The organism is Streptomyces sp. NPDC047841, from assembly GCF_040704085.1.
GTDB lineage: Bacteria > Actinomycetota > Actinomycetes > Streptomycetales > Streptomycetaceae > Streptomyces > Streptomyces argyrophylli.
Window position 1 is genome coordinate 199573 of the sequence record NZ_JBEYRP010000011.1, and the last position, 16535, is coordinate 216107.

The following is a 16535-nucleotide window of genomic DNA, read 5'->3' on the forward strand; positions in this document are numbered from 1 at the left end:
GTAACCCAGCGCGAGATCGTCGTCCTCCCGGGTGACGGTGGGTGAAGCACCCACAGAGGTGAACCCACCTTCTGGCCGGTGGGCGAAGGCCCCCGGAGAGCGGAAAGCAGGGACGGTTCATGGCGACTTTGTGCAAGCCCTCGGTGTCGGTCCCGGAGCACGTGATCACGATGGAGGAGACGCTCGAGCTGGCGCGTTCGCGCCACGCGGACCACCCCCAACTGCCACTGGCCCTCAGGCTGATCGAGAACACCGGCGTCAAGACACGGCACATCGTGCAGCCCATCGAGGAGACCCTGAAGCACCCGGGCTTCGAGGAGCGCAACAAGCTCTACGAGGCCGAGGCCAAGGCCCGCGTCCCCGCCGTGATCCAGCAGGCGCTGGACGACGCGGAGGTGCTCACCAGCGACATCGACGTGATCATCTACGTGTCGTGCACGGGCTTCATGATGCCCTCGCTCACGGCCTGGCTGATCAACGAGATGGACTTCGACAGCACCACCCGTCAGCTCCCCATCGCCCAGCTGGGCTGCGCGGCCGGCGGAGCGGCCATCAACCGGGCGCACGACTTCTGCTCGGCCTATCCGAACGCCAACGCGCTCATCGTGGCCTGCGAGTTCTGCTCGCTGTGCTACCAGCCCACCGACCTCGGCGTCGGCTCGCTGCTCTCCAACGGGCTGTTCGGCGACGGCATCGCCGCCGCCGTGGTGCGCGGGCAGGGCGGCACGGGCGTCCGTCTGGAGCGCAACGGCTCCTACCTGATCCCGAAGACCGAGGACTGGATCGCCTACGACGTCCGGGCCACCGGCTTCCACTTCCTGCTGGACAAGCGGGTGCCGGCCACCATGGAGCCGCTCGCCCCGGCGCTCAAGGACCTGGCAGGCGACCACGGCTGGAACGCGTCCGACCTGGATTTCTACATCATCCACGCGGGCGGTCCCCGAATACTCGACGACCTGAGCAAGTTCCTGGAGGTCGAGCCGCACGCCTTCCGGTTCAGCCGGTCCACGCTCACCGAGTACGGCAACATCGCCAGCGCCGTCGTCCTGGACGCGCTGCGCCGGCTCTTCGACGAGGGCGGCGCCCAGGACCGGGCACGCGGCCTGCTCGCCGGCTTCGGTCCCGGCATCACCGCCGAGATGTCCGTGGGCCGCTGGGTCACCGGGGACGGCGACGCGCGATGATCGAGGAGGCGACGCGCACCGGCGTCGAGGTCATGCCCCCGATCCGGCACTGGCCGGCGCTCGACCTCACGGGCACGGACTTCGACCCGGTGCTGGCCGAGCTGATGGCGGAGGGCCCGGTCACCCGCGTCCAGCTGCCCAACGGCGAGGGCTGGGCCTGGCTGGTCACCCGGTACGACGACGTACGGATGGTGGCCAACGACCCCCGCTTCAGCCGGGAGGCCGTCGTCGACAGGCCGGTCACCCGGCTCGCCCCGCACTTCATCCCCGAACCGGGCGCGGTCGGCTTCCTCGACCCGCCGGACCACACCCGGCTGCGCCGCTCGGTCGCCGCCGCCTTCACGGCCAGGGGCGTGGAGCGGGTCCGCGAGCGGGCGCGCGGCATGCTGGACGAGCTGGTCGACGACCTGCTCGCGGCCGGGCCGCCCGCGGACCTCACGGCGGCGGTCCTCGGCCCGTTCCCGATCGCGGTGATCTGCGAGCTGATGGGCGTGCCGGCCGGCGACCGGCACGACATGCACACCTGGACGCAGCTGATCCTGTCCGCCGCGCACGGCAAGGAGGTCAGCGAGCGGGCCAAGCGGGAGATGAGCGACTACTTCGACGACCTGATCGGGCTGCGCGAGAACAGCGCGGGCGAGGACGTCGCCTCGCTGCTCGGTGCCGCCGTGGGCCGCCGCGAGATCACCCTGGACCAGGCCGTGGGCCTCGCCGTGCTCCTCCAGATCGGCGGCGAGGCGGTCACCGCCAACAGCGGGCAGATGTTCCACCTGCTGCTGACCCGCCCCGGCCTGACGGCGCGGCTGCGCGCGGACCCGGCGATCCGCCCCCGGGCGATCGACGAACTCCTGCGCTACCTCCCGCACCGCAACGCGGTCGGCCTGTCCCGGATCGCCCTGGAGGACGTGGAGATCGCGGGCGTCCGCATCCGCGCGGGCGATCCGGTGTACGTCTCCTACCTGGCCGCCAACCGGGACCCGGACGTCTTCCCCGCGCCGGACACCGTCGACTTCTCCCGCCGTCCGAACCCGCATGTGGCGTTCGGTTTCGGCCCGCACTACTGCCCGGGCGGCATGCTCGCCCGGCTGGAGGAGGAACTGCTGATGAACGCCCTGCTGGACCGGGTACCGGGCCTCAGACTGGCCGTGGCGCCGGATCAGGTCCCCTTCCTGAAGGGGGCCCTGATCCGGGGGCCCGAGTGCCTGCCGGTGACCTGGTGAGGTCGCCATGACAGAGACCGAGGGACTGTACGTGCCACCGGGCCACGGCCGGGTCGTCGAGACACCGGCCCAGCGGGTGACCTTCAAGGTCACCGGCCTGCACTCGCGCATGGCCTCCACCTTCGAGGTGGAGGTCCCGCCCGGCTTCGACGTGGGCGCCCATGTGCACACGCGCAGCGAGGAGTTGTTCTACATCCTCGAAGGCGAACTGGACGTGCTCGCCTTCGAGCCGCGCGTGCGCACCCCCGACAACTGGCGGAAGTGGGAGTCGTCCTCGGGCAGCCGGGTGGTCCGGGCGACACCGGGCACGGTCATCGTCGTACCGCCCGGCTGCCCGCACGCGTTCGCGAATCCGACGGAGACGCCGGCGAAGATGTTCTTCCAGGCCGCTCCCCCGCCGGACCACGAGCGCTATTTCGAGGAGCTGCTGGACATCCTCGGCAACGGCGGTCCTCCGGACCAGGAGGCCATCGAGGCGTTGCGTGCCAAGTACGACATCGAGCAGATCACACCGCTCAGGCACCGGTGAGGCGCCGGTGAACGCTAGCGGATGGGCATCCCCGACAGGGTTCGCGCGATGACCAGCCGCTGGATCTCGCTCGTGCCCTCGAAGATGGTGTAGATGGCCGCGTCCCGGTGCATCCGCTCGACCGGGTACTCGCGGGTGTAGCCGTTGCCGCCGAGGATCTGGATCGCCTGGGCCGTCACCTTCTTGGCGGTCTCGCTGGCGAACAGCTTCGACATGGAGCCCTCGGCGGCGGTGAACGGCTTGCCGTTGACCGCCATCCAGGAGGCGCGCCACACCAGCAGGCGGGCGGCGTCGATCTGGGTGCGCATGTCCGCCAGCTGGAAGGCCACGCCCTGGTTGTCGATGATCGGGCGGCCGAACTGCTCGCGGGTCGTGGCGTAGTCGAGGGCGACCTCGTAGGCGGCCCGGGCGGTGCCCACCGCCATGGCGCCGACCGCCGGGCGGGACGCCTCGAACGTGGCCATGGCGGCGTTCTTCAGGCGTTCGCCCCCCTTCTTCGCCTTCTCCCGGGCGCGGGCGAGGCGCTCGTCCAGCTTCTCCTTGCCGCCGAGCAGGCAGGACCCGGGCACCCGGACGTTGTCGAGGATGACCTCGGCGGTGTGCGAGGCGCGGATGCCGTGCTTCTTGAACTTCTGCCCCTGGGAGAGTCCGGGCGTGCCCGGCGGGACGATGAAGGAGGCGTGGCCCTTGGAGCCCAGCTCCGGGTCGACGACGGCGACGACGACGTGGACGTTGGCGATGCCGCCGTTGGTCGCCCAGGTCTTCGTGCCGTTGATCACCCACTCGTCCTTGGCCTCGTCGTACACGGCGCGCGTACGCATGGAGGCGACGTCGGAGCCGGCGTCGGGCTCGGAGGAGCAGAACGCCGCGACCTTGACGTCGTTCTGGTCGCCGTACATCTGGGGTATCCAGGTGCCTATCTGCTCCTCGGTCCCGTTGGCGAGTACGCCCACGGCGGCCAGGCCGGTGCCCACAATGGACAGGGCGATGCCCGCGTCGCCCCAGAACAGCTCCTCCATGGCCATCGGGATGCCGAGACCGGTGGAGTCGAAGTACTGCTGCGCGTAGAAGTCGAGGGAGTAGATGCCGACCTTCGCGGCCTCCTGGATGACCGGCCAGGGAGTCTCCTCGCGCTCGTCCCACTCCGCCGCCGCGGGACGGATCACGTCCGCGGCGAAGCCATGGAGCCAGTCGCGTACTTCCTTCTGCTCCTCGTTCAGCTCCATGGTGAACTCGGCCATGTCCCCTCCAGCGGCGGTGCGATGTTACTTACGGTAACCCGAGTGTGTTACCGATCGGTAGGAAAAGTCAACCGCCGATGACGCCTCGGCTGCCCGTTCGATGCCGGGGACCCGGTCAGTGTTAGTTTGCGCAGGCGTCACCGAATCAGCACGGGTGGGGAGAGCACATGGACACCACGCAGCGGACCGATCAGCAGCGGTCCGCCGACCGCCGACGGCGCGAGCTGCTGGAGGCCGCCGACCGGGTGGTGCTGCGCGACGGCCCGCAGGCGTCGATGAACGCGATCGCGGCGGAAGCGGGTATCACGAAGCCGATCCTTTACCGGCACTTCGGCGACAAGGGCGGTCTTTACGCGGCCTTGGCCAAGCGACACACCGACGCGTTGCTGGCATCGCTGCGGGCGGCGCTGGACGCGCCGGTCGACCGGCGCGAGCGGGTCGAGTCCACCCTGGACACCTATCTCGCCGCGATCGAGGCGCGGCCCCAGGTGTACCGGTTCCTCATGCACCCGGCGGAGGGCAGCACCGGCGGCGACCAGGGCTTCGACGTCGGCAAGCACTCGGCTCCGCTGCTGCGGCGGATGGGCGAGGAACTGGCCCAGGTCATCGAGGAGCGGGTGGACCTCGGACCGGAGAGCCAGCGGCTGGCGCGGGTGTGGGGGCACGGGATCGTCGGGATGATGCACGCCGCCGGCGACTGGTGGCTGGGGGAACGGCCCTGCTCCCGCGCCGAGTTGGTGCGGTCACTCGCCGACCTGCTGTGGGGACGCCTGGCGGCGGCCGGCGACAGGGTGGGGGGCCCGGGGTTCTGAACGGCCCCCGCACCCCTCAGCCCCGTGCGCCCGCCCGGTTCCAGGAGGCCCTGGAGACCTGCCTCAGCAGCCTCCGCTTGCGCCACCCCGTGACGTGGTCCGCGTACACACGGCCCTCCAGGTGGTCGCACTCGTGTTGCAAGCATCTGGCAAAGAAGCCGGTGCCGTGGACGGTGACCGGATCGCCGCTCAGCGTGAAGCCCTCGACCACCGCGTGGTCGTAGCGCTCGGTTCCCGCCTCCAGGCCCGGCAGGGACAGGCAGCCCTCGGGACCCCGGACCACCACACCGTCCGCCTCCACCAGCCGGGGGTTCACCACGTGCCCCAGGTGACGCACGTCCTCGTCATCCGGACAGTCGTAGACGAACACCCGCAAGCCGGCCCCGATCTGATTCGCGGCCAGGCCCACTCCCTGCGCCGCGTACATCGTGGCGAACAGGTCCTCCACGAGGGCGGCGAGGCCGGGACCAAAGTCGGTGACGTCCCGGCAGGGCCGGCGCAGGACGGCGTCGCCGAGCAGGGTGAGGGGCCGGACGCGCCCGTGGACGCCCGGAATGGAACCGTGTCGCATGGCGGCAAGGGTACGGTTCGTATCGCTCATGCCCGCCGCTCGAGGTCCGGGCCGGGATTCGGGTGTGGGAATGGATCTCGATAGGCTGAGGTTCACACCACGTTGCCGGATGGCCCCAGGCGCGGCGCGTACGCAAGGAGGATCGAGAACTGATGGCAGGCAACTCGGACCCGCTCACGCCGCGGGCCAAGCTGGCCGTGACCGCGGGCAAGGCGGTAGCTGCGGCGTCCCGCGCCGCGGGGCGCGGCAGCGGATCGGTGATCGGCGGCCGGGTCGCACTGAGGCTCGACCCCGACCTGCTCGCCCGGCTCGCCCAGAACCTGGACGTCGTCCTGGTGTCGGCGACCAACGGCAAGACCACGACCACCCGGCTCATCGCCGAGGCGCTGCGCGCCGCGGGCCCGGTCGTGTCGAACGCGCTGGGCGCCAACATGCCGGCCGGCATCACCTCCGCGCTGGCGGGCGGTTCGGACGCCAAGTTCGGTGTCATCGAGGTCGACGAGAAGTACCTGGCCGGTGTGGCCCGGGACACCAGCCCGAAGTGCATCGCCCTGCTCAACCTCTCCCGTGACCAGCTCGACCGCGCCGCCGAGACCCGGATGCTCGCCGAGAACTGGCGGGAGGGCCTGGCCGGCTCCAAGGCCGTCATCGTCGCCAACTGCGACGACCCGCTGGTGGTGTGGGCCGCGTCCTCGTCCCCGAACGTGATCTGGGTCGCGGCCGGGCAGATGTGGAAGGACGACGCCTGGTCCTGCCCGTCGTGCGGTGGCGTGATGCAGCGCCCGGGTGACGACTGGTTCTGCGGTGAGTGCGGGTTCCGGCGGCCGACGCCGACCTGGGCGCTGTCCGGGGACCACGTGCTGGACCCGCACGGGTCCGCCTGGCCGATCCACCTCCAGCTGCCAGGCCGTGCCAACAAGGCGAACGCGGCCTCCTCCGCGGCCGTCGCCGCCGTCTTCGGGGTGCCGCCGCAGGTCGCCCTGGAGCGGATGTACCAGGTGCAGGCGGTGGCCGGCCGGTACGACGTCGTCCAGTTCCAGAACCGCGACCTCAGGCTGCTGCTGGCCAAGAACCCGGCCGGCTGGCTGGAGACGTTCTCCCTGATCGACCCGCCGCCCGCCCCGGTGATCCTGTCCGTGAACGCGCGCGGCGCCGACGGCACCGACACCTCCTGGCTGTGGGACGTCGACTACACCCGGCTGACCGGACACCCGATCTTCGTGATCGGCGACCGGAAGCTGGACCTCGCCGTCCGTCTGGAGGTCGCCAACCAGCACTTCCAGGTCTGCGACAACCTCGACCAGGCCGTGCAGATGTGCCCGCCGGGCCGGATCGAGGTCATCGCGAACTACACCGCGTTCCAGGACCTGCGCCGCCGCGTCGGCAACTGATCTTCTGATCTCGAAGGGCGATCACCTCATGAGCGACAACCAACTGCGGCTGGTGTGGATCTACCCGGACCTGCTGAGCACCTACGGCGACCAGGGCAACGCGCTCGTCGTGGAGCGCCGGGCCCGGCAGCGCGGCCTGGACGTGGCCCGCCTCGACGTGCGCAGCGACCAGCCGATCCCGACCTCCGGCGACATCTACCTCATCGGCGGCGGCGAGGACCGTCCGCAGCGGCTCGCGGCCGAGCGGCTGCGCCGGGACGGGCACCTGCACCGGGCGGTGGAGAACGGCGCGATCGTCTTCTCGGTCTGCGCCGGCTACCAGATCCTCGGCCACGAGTTCATCAACGACCTCGGTCAGCGCGAGCCGGGCCTCGGCCTGCTCGACGTGGTGTCCGTGCGCGGCGAGGGCGAGCGGTGCGTCGGGGACGTGCTGGCCGACATCGACCCGCAGCTGGGTCTGCCCCCGCTGACCGGCTTCGAGAACCACCAGGGCGTCACCCACCTGGGCGCCACGGCCCGCCCCTTCGCCCGGGTGCAGATCGGCAAGGGCAACGGCACCGGGGACGGCACGGAGGGCGCGTACAACGGGACCGTGTTCGGTACGTACATGCACGGGCCGGTCCTCGCCCGCAACCCGCAGATCGCCGACCTGCTGCTGAAGCTGGCGCTCGACGTCAACGCGCTGCCGCCGATCGACGACCGCTGGTACGAGGCGCTCCGCAACGAGCGCATCGCGGCTGCGCAGCAGCCTGCGTAGGCACAGTTGCGCAGCAGCCTGCGTAGGCACAGTTGCGCAGCAGCCCGCGTAGGCACAGCTGCGCAGCAGCCCGCGTAACCCGTTCTTCAGCCGGATGTCAGTGTGGTCCGGCAGGCTCGTGGCGGGCCCGCCTGACGGTCCGTCCGCTCACATGTGCGGGCGCGTCCAGCAGGCGGACGCCCGCTACGGAGCCACCCCCTCACGCCGGTAGGGTGACCGGGAATCCGCCGGACAACGTGGTCCGGTTACCCGGCCCACGTTGAGAAGGTATTTCGGGCTATGCGCATTGGTGTCCTCACGTCCGGCGGCGACTGCCCCGGCCTGAACGCCGTCATCCGGTCCGTCGTGCACCGCGCCGTCGCCGACCACGGCGACGAGGTCATCGGTTTCCGGGACGGCTGGAAGGGCCTCCTGGAGTGCGACTACCTGAAGCTCGACCTGGACGCCGTGGGCGGCATCCTCGCGCGCGGCGGCACCATCCTCGGCTCCTCCCGGGTCCGCCCGGAGCACCTGCGGGACGGCGTGGAGCGCGCCAAGGGCCATGTCGCGGAACTCGGCCTCGACGCGATCATCCCGATCGGCGGCGAGGGCACGCTGAAGGCGGCCCGGCTGCTGTCGGACGCCGGGCTGCCGATCGTGGGCGTGCCCAAGACCATCGACAACGACATCGCGGTCACCGACGTCACCTTCGGTTTCGACACGGCGGTGACCGTGGCGACCGAGGCCCTGGACCGGCTGAAGACCACCGCCGAGTCCCACCAGCGCGTGCTGATCGTGGAGGTCATGGGCCGGCACACCGGCTGGATCGCGCTGCACTCCGGCATGGCGGCCGGCGCCCACGCCGTGGTCGTGCCGGAGCGGCCCTTCGACATCGACGAGTTGACGCGGAAGGTCGGCGAGCGGTTCGAGGCCGGCAAGCGGTTCGCCATAGTGGTCGCCGCGGAGGGCGCCAAGCCGCGTCCCGGCTCCATGGAGTTCGACGAGGGCGGCAAGGACGTCTACGGCCACGAGCGCTTCGCGGGCATCGCGCGGCAGCTGTCGGTCGAGCTGGAGCAGCGGCTCGGCAAGGAGGCCCGGCCGGTGATCCTCGGGCACGTGCAGCGGGGCGGCACGCCGACGCCGTACGACCGGGTGCTGGCGACCCGCTTCGGCTGGCACGCGGTCGAGGCCGTGCACCGGGGTGAGTTCGGCAGGATGACGGCGCTGCGCGGGACCGACATCGTCATGGTGTCGCTGGCGGAGGCGGTGGAGACGCTGAAGACCGTGCCGGCGGAGCGCTACGACGAGGCGGAGTGCGTTCTCTGATCCAGTGGTCCGGGTGAGGACGAACCGGCCCCGGTCACCGCGGTGACCGGGGCCGGTTCTACTCTTGGTGCGGACACAGACAGCTGTGGACAGACACCGCTCAACCCCCACGAACCAGGAGCCGCCGGATGGATCACAGCGGACACGGCATGACCATGGATCTGCCGCCGTTCACGCTGGGGCGGGGGCTCGGATGGTCGGCGGACCCCTTCTTCCTCGTCGCCTGCCTCGCCGGTCTGGCTCTCTACGGCTGGGGTGTCGTGCGGTTGCGGCGGCGCGGGGACGCCTGGCCGGTGAGCCGTACCGTCTCGTACGTCGTCGGCGTGCTCACCATCGCGCTGGTGATGTGCACCAGACTGAACGACTACGGCATGGTCATGTTCAGCGTGCACATGGTGCAGCACATGGTGATCAGCATGCTGTCGCCGATCCTCATCCTGCTCGGCGCCCCGGTCACCCTGGCGCTGCGCGCGCTGCCGACCGCCGGCAGGGGCCGCAAGGGCCCGCGTGAGCTGCTGCTGATGCTGCTGCACAGCCGGTACATGCGGATCATCACCCACCCGGCGTTCACCATCCCGCTGTTCATCGCGAGCCTGTACGCGCTCTACTTCAGCCCGCTGTTCGACTTCCTGATGGGCTCGAAGACCGGGCACGTCGCGATGATGGTGCACTTCCTCGCGGTCGGTGTCGTGTTCTTCTGGCCGATCATCGGTGTCGACCCGGGCCCGCACCGGCCGGGCCACCTGATGCGGATGCTGGAGCTGTTCGCGGGCATGCCGTTCCACGCGTTCTTCGGCATCGCGCTGATGATGGCGTCGACGCCGATGGTGGAGACCTTCCAGCACCCGCCCGCCTCGCTGGGCATCGACGCGCTGTCCGACCAGAGCGCGGCGGGCGGCATCGCCTGGGCGTTCAGCGAGATCCCGTCGGTGCTGGTGCTGATCGCGCTGCTGTTCCAGTGGTACCGCTCCGAGCAGCGGCAGGCCAAGCGCGAGGACCGGGCGGCCGACCGGGACGGCGACAAGGAGCTGGCGGCGTACAACGCCTACCTGGCCTCGCTGAACGCGCGCGAGGGATAGCCGCACCGCGCACGAGGGATGGCCGCACCGCTCGCCGGAGCCGGCCGCACCTATCCCCTCCCGGCCCGAACCGGGGCACCATGGTCGTGGACGGACCATGAGGAGGGTGTCGCGATGCCCGGTTCCACGAACGGTTCCACCAGGACGATGGGGGCGCTCACGGTCGGCGGGCTGGTCGTCGTGACCGCCTACACGGTCGCGCTCGGCAGCAACGGCTGGCTGTGGTTCGGATGGGTGGTGCTGGGGCTGCTGACGCTCGCCCTGGTGGTCACCCAGCCGTGAGCCGCGCGGGGCGGGCGGGGCTGGCTACAGTGCCCGCATGAACAGCAGGACGCCCTCGTTCGACGAGCTGGACCGCCGGATCATCACCGCGCTCATGACGAACGCGCGGACCAGCTTCGCCGAGATCGGAGGCGCGATCGGGCTGTCCGCCACCGCGGTCAAGCGGCGGGTGGACCGGCTGCGGGAGACCGGGGTGATCACCGGTTTCACGGCGACGGTCAAGCCGTCCGCGCTGGGCTGGCGGACGGAGGCGTACGTCGAGGTGTACTGCGAGGGCGCGGCCCCGCCCCGGCGGCTGGCGGAGGTCGTCCGCAACCATCCGGAGATCGCGGCGGCCATGACGGTGACCGGTGGCGCCGACGCGCTGCTGCACGTGCGCGCCCGGGACGTGGAGCACTTCGAGGAGGTGCTGGAGCGGATCCGCGCCGAGCCGTTCATCCGGAAGACGATCAGCGTGATGGTGCTGTCCCACCTGCTCCCGGAAAGCCCGGAAGCGGGTGCCACCCACGCGGCGCCCGAGTGACCGGACCGGCGCGCAGGAGTCGTGCGTGCGCCCCGGCAACACGCAGCGATCCTGCCTGTCCGCGCAGCTTTTCGCGCTTGTCGTCCGTCTTCCTCTCTTCCTACCGTGGTGTCACCCCTCAGTGACACACAGGAAAGCGGAGGAAACCCTCTGTGACCGCAACTCGTGTGCCGCGTTCCCGGCGGTTCCTGGTCTGTGAACCCAGGCACTTCGCCGTCCAGTACGCGATCAACCCCTGGATGCATCCCGACAAGCCCGTCGACGTCGACCTGGCCCAGGAGCAGTGGCAGCAGCTGATCCGCGCCTACCGCGACCACGGCCACACCGTGGACTCCGTCGAGCCGGTCCCCGGCCTGCCGGACATGGTGTTCGCCGCCAACGCGGCCTTCGTCGTCGGCGGCCGGGTCTTCGGCTCCCTGTTCCACGCCCCGGAGCGCCGCCCCGAGTCGGTGCACTACGACACCTGGTTCAAGGCGGCCGGCTACGACGTCCACCGGCCCGAGTCGGTGACCGAGGGCGAGGGCGACCTGGTGTGGACGGGCCGGTACGTGCTCGCCGGCACCGGGTTCCGCACGACGCGCGAGGCGCACCGGGAGGCACAGGAGTTCCTCGGCCACCCGGTGATCGGCCTGACCCTGGTCGACCCCTACTTCTACCACCTGGACACGGCGCTGTTCGTCCTCGACGACGACAACGTCTGCTACTACCCGGAGGCCTTCTCGCCGGGCAGCCGGGAGGTCCTCAAGCGCCTGTACCCGAACGCGGTGCTCGCCACCCGGGAGGACGCGATGGCCTTCGGCCTGAACTCCGTCTCCGACGGCCGTAACGTCTTCATCGCGCCGCGGGCCGAGGCGCTCGCCGAGCGTCTGGCCGGCCACGGCTACGTCCCCGTCCCCGTCGACCTGTCCGAGTTCCACAAGGCCGGCGGCGGCATCAAGTGCTGCACCCAGGAGATCCGCTGATGACCGCACCCGCGCGCACCCGTACGTCCGACGACCTGATCCGCGCGGAGGAGCCGGTTCTCGCGCACAACTACCATCCGCTGCCCGTGGTGGTGGCCCGTGCCGAGGGCACCTGGGTGGAGGACGTCGAGGGCAACCGCTACCTCGACATGCTGGCCGGCTACTCGGCCCTCAACTTCGGCCACCGCCACCCGGCCCTGATCGAGGCGGCGCACCGCCAGCTCGACCGGCTGACCCTCACCTCCCGCGCCTTCCACAACGACCGGCTGGCCTCCTTCGCCGAGCGGCTCGCGGAGCTGACCGGCCTGGACATGGTGCTGCCGATGAACACCGGCGCGGAGGCGGTGGAGAGCGGGATCAAGGTGGCCCGCAAGTGGGCGTACGACGTGAAGGGCGTCCCGGCCGGACAGGCGACGATCGTGGTCGCGGCGGAGAACTTCCACGGCCGTACGACGACCATCGTCAGCTTCTCCACGGACGAGACGGCCCGGGCCGGTTTCGGACCGTTCACGCCCGGTTTCCGGATCGTGCCGTACAACGACCTGGCCGCGCTGGAGGCGGCCGTCGACGACACGACGGCCGCGGTGCTGATCGAGCCGATCCAGGGCGAGGCCGGGGTGATCGTCCCGGACGACGGCTACCTCGCCGGGGTGCGGGAGCTGACCCGCCGCGCGGGCTGCCTGTTCATCGCGGACGAGATCCAGTCGGGCCTCGGCCGGACGGGCCGCACCCTCGCCGTCGAGCACGAGGACGTCGTGCCGGACGTGCTGCTGCTCGGCAAGGCGCTCGGCGGCGGCATCGTGCCGGTGTCGGCGGTGGTGGCCCGGCGCGAGGTGCTGGGGGTGCTGCACCCGGGCGAGCACGGTTCGACGTTCGGCGGCAATCCGCTCGCCGCGGCGGTCGGCACGGCCGTGGTCGAGCTGCTGGAGACCGGTGAGTTCCAGCGCCGGGCGGCCGAGCTGGGTGTGGTCCTGCGGGACGGGCTGACCGAGCTGACCGGCAAGGGCGTGACCGGTTTCCGCTCGCGCGGGCTGTGGGCCGGCGTGGACGTCGACCCCTCCCTCGGCACCGGCCGGGAGATCAGCGAGCGCCTGATGCGCGAGGGGGTCCTGGTCAAGGACACCCACGGGTCCACGATCCGGCTGGCGCCGCCGCTGACGATCACCGCGGAGGAGCTGCGGTCGGCGCTGGCGGCCCTGGAGAAGGTGCTGGCCTGAGGGGCGTGCGGGGACCGGTGCCGGCACAGGTCCCCGCACGCCGTGCCGTCACTCCGTGCCGAGGAGCTGCCTCATCTCCTTGATCTCGGCGTTCTGCGCGGTGACGATGGCGTCCGCCATGGCCTTGGCGGGGCCGTACCGGCCCTTCTCCTTCTCGGTGGTGGCCATCTCGACGGCGCCCTTGTGGTGGTCGACCATCATCGACAGGAACTTGGTGTCGAAGTCCTTGCCGGTGGCCTTCTCCAGGGCCGTCATGTCGGCCTCGCTCATCATGCCGGGCATGTCAGACATCCCGGAGTGGCCGGAGTGGTCCATGCCGGCCATGGGGACCTGCTTGCCCCAGGACGTCAGCCAGCCGGTCATGGTGCGGATCTCCGGGTCCTGCGCCTTCTCGATGCGCGAGGCGAGGTCCTTCACCCGCGCCGAGGAGGCCCGGCCGCCGGCGAGCTTCGCCATCTCCAGGGCCTGCCGGTGGTGCGGGATCATGCCCTGCGCGAAGGAGACGTCCTGGGCGTTGTGCGCGGTGGCCGACGCGCCGGGAGCGGCCGGCGCGCTCGCGGTGGCGGAGGGGCCGTGGCCGGTGTGGCCGCCGCCCGCGCCGGCGTTGTCGCCGCCGCAGGCGGCCAGGACGAGGGCGCCGGTCACGGCGACCGCGGCCAGGGCGGCACGGCGCGTCAGGGTACGGATGGTCATACGGGTAACTCCTGCTGTTCCTGAAGGGATTTCGGGCGCGCGTGGACACGACCGCGGCGCCTGCGCCGGGGCAGGCGGGCGGCCGGGGCGGCTCTAGATCCGCAGGAGTTGGAGTTCCGCCAGATCGGGCGGGGCACGGGCGCCGTCCGGCGCGGTGGCCGGACCGGGGCGCGGACAGGCGGCCGGTGCGACGACGGCCACCGGGCCGGCGGCCGGCACGGGCAGCCGGGGCCCGCCGTCGAGGGCGCCCGAGGCACAGCTGGGGTCGGCGTGGTGCAGCCGCTCGCCGCCGCAGTGACCGGCGGCGTCCGGGCAGTCGTCCGGCGCGCTGACGGCGACCGCGCCGTACCCGGCCCGGGCGTGCCCGGGGTGTCCGGCGTGAGCCATGCCCCCGCCGGGCGCCAGCGCGTGCATCCCGAGCAGTCCTGCCAGCAGGGCGAGCACGAGCAGCCCGCGGTGCCGCCGCTGGGGCGGTCGCGGGGCGTGTGCTCGGGTGCCGGTCATCGGGGACATCGTACGAGGGCCGGATGCGGCCGGCGTGCGGGGGCACGCCGGGTTCCCGTGGTGCGGGGCGGCCTCGGGCGAGCGGTGCGGGCGGCCGCCCGAGAGGCATGGTCACCACGAACGTGGTCGGTGCGTCCGACTGGGCGTTGCCGTCCTGGTAGGGGATCACGTCACGCACCTCCGCAGGCCCGCCCGGACCGGACGATCCGGCGTCGGCCGCCGCGGCCTCGGGACCACTCTGCCTCCCGTCGACGGCAGCCACCGTTCGGGAGCCGCCGGTCCATGCGGTCCCCGGTTCTGACCGGCCATCAGCCGATTCGGCAACGGGCCAGCATAAGACCCCCTGAACATGGCTACAGATGACGGCAAGCGCACGTCAGCCCATGCCCGCCGATCCCGGGTCGACGCGGGAAAACGCCGGTTCGAAGGGGAGCCGGCAGAGTGAGGAGCGAGCCGTGTTCTACTACCTGCTCAAGTACGTGGTCCTCGGCCCGCTGCTCAGGGTGGTCTTCCGGCCCCGGATCGAAGGTCTGGAGCACGTGCCCGCCTCGGGTCCGGCGATCATCGCCGGGAACCACCTGTCGTTCTCCGACCACTTCCTGATGCCGGCGATACTGAAGCGCCGCATCACCTTCCTCGCCAAGGCGGAGTACTTCACGGGGCCCGGCGTGAAGGGCCGGCTCACGGCGTTCTTCTTCCGCAGCGCCGGGCAGATCCCGGTGGACCGCTCCGGCAAGGAGGCGGGGCAGGCCGCGATCCGTGAGGGGCTCGGGGTGCTGCACAGGGGGGAACTGCTCGGCATCTACCCGGAGGGCACCCGGTCGCACGACGGCAGGCTCTACAAGGGCAAGGTCGGGGTCGCCGTGATGGCCCTCACGGCAGGCGTCCCGGTGGTGCCGTGCGCGATGATCGGCACGTTCGAGGCACAGCCGCCCGGGAAGGTCGTCCCCAGGCTCCACCCGGTGACCATCCGCTTCGGCGAGCCCCTGGACTTCTCGCGCTACGCCGGCATGGAGCATCAGAAGACCGTGCTGCGGGCGGTCACCGACGAGATCGTCTACGCCATCCTGGCGCTGTCCGGGCAGGAGTACGTCGACGAGTACGCGGCCGTCGTCAAGGAGCGGCAGGCGGCGGAGCAGAGCGCACGGCGCAGGTTCCCGCGGGCGCCGCTCAGTTGACCTCTGCTGTCGGCAGAAGGACGGTGGCGGGCCGGGTCCGGATGCCTAGGCTCGGCGTATGAAGACAGCTGTGGTGATCGGGGCGAGCGGGCAGATCGGGCGTCCGGTGGTGGAGGCGCTGGCGCGGGACGGCTGGGCGGTGACGGCCGCCTCACGCGGCGGCGGCCGGGACGCGGCGTGGGACGAGGGGGTGCGGACGGTACGGCTGGACCGCGCCGACGGCACGGCCCTGGCGGCGGTGGTGGGCGACGGCTGCGACCTGCTGGTCGACGTGGTCGCCTACGACGCCGGGCACGCACGGCAGGTGACGGGGCTCGCGGGCCGGATCGGCTCGGCGGTGGTGATCTCCAGCGTGTCCGTGTACGAGGACGGCGCGGGACGGGGCTTCGACACGATGGGCGAGCCGGACGGCTTCCCCGGCTACCCGGTGCCGGTTCCCGAGACCCAGCCGACGGTCGCTCCGGGCGAGGCCACCTACAGCACCCGCAAGGCCGCGCTGGAACGGGAACTCCTCGCTCCCGGCGCCGGGCTGCCGGTCACCGTGCTGCGGGCGGGCGCGGTGCACGGGCCGTACAGCTCGCTGCCGCGCGAGTTGTACTTCGTGCGGCGGAACCTGGACGGGCGGCGCGAGCGGGTGCTGGCGTACCGGGGCGAGAGCCGGTTCCATCCGGCGAGTGTCCGGAACATCGCCGAACTGGTGCGGCTGGCGGCGGCCCGGCCGGGCTCCCGGGTGCTCAACGCCTGTGACGGCCAGGCGCCGACGGTCGCCGGGATCGGTGCCGCGATCGACGGCGTGATGGGGGTGGAGACCCGGACCGCGTACCTCGACGGGCCGCCCGAGGGCTCGGTGGGCGCGACCCCGTGGTCGGTGCCGGGGCCGGTGGTGTTCGACATGTCCGCCGCCGAGCGGGAGTTGGGCTACAAGCCGGTGGTGTCGTACGCCGAGAGCCTGCCGGAGACGGTGGAGTGGCTGACCGGGGCGCTGCGCGGCCGGGACTGGCGGGAGGTCTTCCCGGTGCTCGCCCAGGCGTACCCGGACCTGTTCGACTACGCGGCGGAGGACGCCTGGCGCACGGCTTAGCCACCG

Annotated in this window: 18 protein-coding genes; 14 read left to right on the top strand and 4 right to left on the bottom strand. The window is 71.5% G+C overall.

Translation table 11 applies throughout. The features are described from left to right. Positions 1-119: 119 nt before the first annotated feature. From AB0947_RS20045 to AB0947_RS20055, 3 genes are read left to right on the top strand one after another with little or no spacing between them, the layout of a single operon-like run. Positions 120-1184 (top strand): type III polyketide synthase, encoded by a 1065-nt coding sequence (locus tag AB0947_RS20045; protein ID WP_366751666.1) that lies wholly within the window; start codon positions 120-122, stop codon positions 1182-1184. After that, the gene (locus AB0947_RS20050; protein ID WP_366751667.1) at positions 1181-2404 is read left to right on the top strand and encodes a cytochrome P450; all 1224 of its coding nucleotides are present in this window, start codon (positions 1181-1183) and stop codon (positions 2402-2404) included. Before AB0947_RS20045 ends, AB0947_RS20050 begins: the two co-directional genes overlap by 4 nt. A 7-nt stretch (positions 2405-2411) precedes the next feature. Continuing rightward, positions 2412-2933, top strand: coding sequence for a cupin domain-containing protein (locus tag AB0947_RS20055; protein WP_366751668.1), 522 nt, complete (start codon positions 2412-2414; stop codon positions 2931-2933). A 14-nt stretch (positions 2934-2947) separates the two neighbouring features. On the opposite strand, the gene AB0947_RS20060 is transcribed toward AB0947_RS20055, so the two are convergent. Further along, positions 2948-4174 (bottom strand): acyl-CoA dehydrogenase family protein, encoded by a 1227-nt coding sequence (locus tag AB0947_RS20060; RefSeq protein WP_366751669.1) that lies wholly within the window; start codon positions 4172-4174, stop codon positions 2948-2950. Positions 4175-4341: 167 nt separating this feature from the next. On the opposite strand from AB0947_RS20060, the gene AB0947_RS20065 reads away from it, so the two are divergent. Further along, positions 4342-4986: a TetR family transcriptional regulator gene (locus AB0947_RS20065; RefSeq protein WP_014671263.1), complete on the top strand. Its 645-nt coding sequence runs from the start codon at positions 4342-4344 to the stop codon at positions 4984-4986. Positions 4987-5002: 16 nt separating this feature from the next. Here AB0947_RS20065 and def read toward each other — a convergent pair whose 3' ends face one another. Further along, positions 5003-5557: a peptide deformylase gene (def, locus tag AB0947_RS20070; protein WP_366751670.1), complete on the bottom strand. Its 555-nt coding sequence runs from the start codon at positions 5555-5557 to the stop codon at positions 5003-5005. A 152-nt stretch (positions 5558-5709) separates the two neighbouring features. Between def and AB0947_RS20075 the strand changes: the two genes are divergently transcribed. From AB0947_RS20075 to rocD, 8 genes are all read left to right on the top strand, one after another. Further along, complete coding sequence (locus AB0947_RS20075; RefSeq protein WP_366751671.1) at positions 5710-6948, top strand: MurT ligase domain-containing protein; 1239 nt, start codon at positions 5710-5712, stop codon at positions 6946-6948. A gap of 28 nt (positions 6949-6976) precedes the next feature. Then, a complete protein-coding gene (locus AB0947_RS20080) occupies positions 6977-7705 on the top strand; it encodes a glutamine amidotransferase (protein WP_366751672.1) in 729 nt (242 codons plus the stop codon). A gap of 279 nt (positions 7706-7984) precedes the next feature. After that, the gene (locus AB0947_RS20085; RefSeq protein WP_366751673.1) at positions 7985-9010 is read left to right on the top strand and encodes a 6-phosphofructokinase; all 1026 of its coding nucleotides are present in this window, start codon (positions 7985-7987) and stop codon (positions 9008-9010) included. Positions 9011-9138: 128 nt separating this feature from the next. Beyond that, positions 9139-10089, top strand: a complete 951-nt coding sequence (locus AB0947_RS20090; RefSeq protein WP_366751674.1) for a cytochrome c oxidase assembly protein — start codon at positions 9139-9141, stop codon at positions 10087-10089. A gap of 114 nt (positions 10090-10203) precedes the next feature. Beyond that, positions 10204-10371: a hypothetical protein gene (locus tag AB0947_RS20095; protein WP_366751675.1), complete on the top strand. Its 168-nt coding sequence runs from the start codon at positions 10204-10206 to the stop codon at positions 10369-10371. Positions 10372-10408: 37 nt separating this feature from the next. Further along, positions 10409-10894, top strand: a complete 486-nt coding sequence (locus AB0947_RS20100) for an Lrp/AsnC family transcriptional regulator (protein ID WP_366751676.1) — start codon at positions 10409-10411, stop codon at positions 10892-10894. A gap of 152 nt (positions 10895-11046) precedes the next feature. After that, complete coding sequence (gene ddaH, locus AB0947_RS20105) at positions 11047-11856, top strand: dimethylargininase (RefSeq protein ID WP_366751677.1); 810 nt, start codon at positions 11047-11049, stop codon at positions 11854-11856. Next, positions 11856-13073 (top strand): ornithine--oxo-acid transaminase, encoded by a 1218-nt coding sequence (gene rocD / locus AB0947_RS20110; protein WP_366751678.1) that lies wholly within the window; start codon positions 11856-11858, stop codon positions 13071-13073. Before ddaH ends, rocD begins: the two co-directional genes overlap by 1 nt. A 48-nt stretch (positions 13074-13121) precedes the next feature. Here the strand turns inward: rocD and AB0947_RS20115 are convergent, their stop codons facing one another. After that, a complete protein-coding gene (locus AB0947_RS20115) occupies positions 13122-13766 on the bottom strand; it encodes a DUF305 domain-containing protein (protein ID WP_366751679.1) in 645 nt (214 codons plus the stop codon). 93 nt (positions 13767-13859) lie between these two features. Beyond that, positions 13860-14270, bottom strand: a complete 411-nt coding sequence (locus tag AB0947_RS20120) for a DUF6153 family protein (protein WP_366751680.1) — start codon at positions 14268-14270, stop codon at positions 13860-13862. A 455-nt stretch (positions 14271-14725) separates the two neighbouring features. Here AB0947_RS20120 and AB0947_RS20125 point away from each other — a divergent pair, with 455 nt between their 5' ends. Then, complete coding sequence (locus AB0947_RS20125; RefSeq protein WP_366751681.1) at positions 14726-15448, top strand: lysophospholipid acyltransferase family protein; 723 nt, start codon at positions 14726-14728, stop codon at positions 15446-15448. 58 nt (positions 15449-15506) lie between these two features. Then, complete coding sequence (locus AB0947_RS20130; protein WP_366751682.1) at positions 15507-16529, top strand: NAD(P)-dependent oxidoreductase; 1023 nt, start codon at positions 15507-15509, stop codon at positions 16527-16529. Positions 16530-16535: the final 6 nt, after the last annotated feature.

Coding starts and splice junctions, on each gene's coding strand:
- AB0947_RS20045 (WP_366751666.1), top strand. CDS start 120: ATGGCGACTTTGTGCAAGCCCTCGGTGTCGGTCCCGGAGCACGTGATC.
- AB0947_RS20050 (WP_366751667.1), top strand. CDS start 1,181: ATGATCGAGGAGGCGACGCGCACCGGCGTCGAGGTCATGCCCCCGATC.
- AB0947_RS20055 (WP_366751668.1), top strand. CDS start 2,412: ATGACAGAGACCGAGGGACTGTACGTGCCACCGGGCCACGGCCGGGTC.
- AB0947_RS20060 (WP_366751669.1), bottom strand. CDS start 4,174: ATGGCCGAGTTCACCATGGAGCTGAACGAGGAGCAGAAGGAAGTACGC.
- AB0947_RS20065 (WP_014671263.1), top strand. CDS start 4,342: ATGGACACCACGCAGCGGACCGATCAGCAGCGGTCCGCCGACCGCCGA.
- def (WP_366751670.1), bottom strand. CDS start 5,557: ATGCGACACGGTTCCATTCCGGGCGTCCACGGGCGCGTCCGGCCCCTC.
- AB0947_RS20075 (WP_366751671.1), top strand. CDS start 5,710: ATGGCAGGCAACTCGGACCCGCTCACGCCGCGGGCCAAGCTGGCCGTG.
- AB0947_RS20080 (WP_366751672.1), top strand. CDS start 6,977: ATGAGCGACAACCAACTGCGGCTGGTGTGGATCTACCCGGACCTGCTG.
- AB0947_RS20085 (WP_366751673.1), top strand. CDS start 7,985: ATGCGCATTGGTGTCCTCACGTCCGGCGGCGACTGCCCCGGCCTGAAC.
- AB0947_RS20090 (WP_366751674.1), top strand. CDS start 9,139: ATGGATCACAGCGGACACGGCATGACCATGGATCTGCCGCCGTTCACG.
- AB0947_RS20095 (WP_366751675.1), top strand. CDS start 10,204: ATGCCCGGTTCCACGAACGGTTCCACCAGGACGATGGGGGCGCTCACG.
- AB0947_RS20100 (WP_366751676.1), top strand. CDS start 10,409: ATGAACAGCAGGACGCCCTCGTTCGACGAGCTGGACCGCCGGATCATC.
- rocD (WP_366751678.1), top strand. CDS start 11,856: ATGACCGCACCCGCGCGCACCCGTACGTCCGACGACCTGATCCGCGCG.
- AB0947_RS20115 (WP_366751679.1), bottom strand. CDS start 13,766: ATGACCATCCGTACCCTGACGCGCCGTGCCGCCCTGGCCGCGGTCGCC.
- AB0947_RS20120 (WP_366751680.1), bottom strand. CDS start 14,270: ATGACCGGCACCCGAGCACACGCCCCGCGACCGCCCCAGCGGCGGCAC.
- AB0947_RS20130 (WP_366751682.1), top strand. CDS start 15,507: ATGAAGACAGCTGTGGTGATCGGGGCGAGCGGGCAGATCGGGCGTCCG.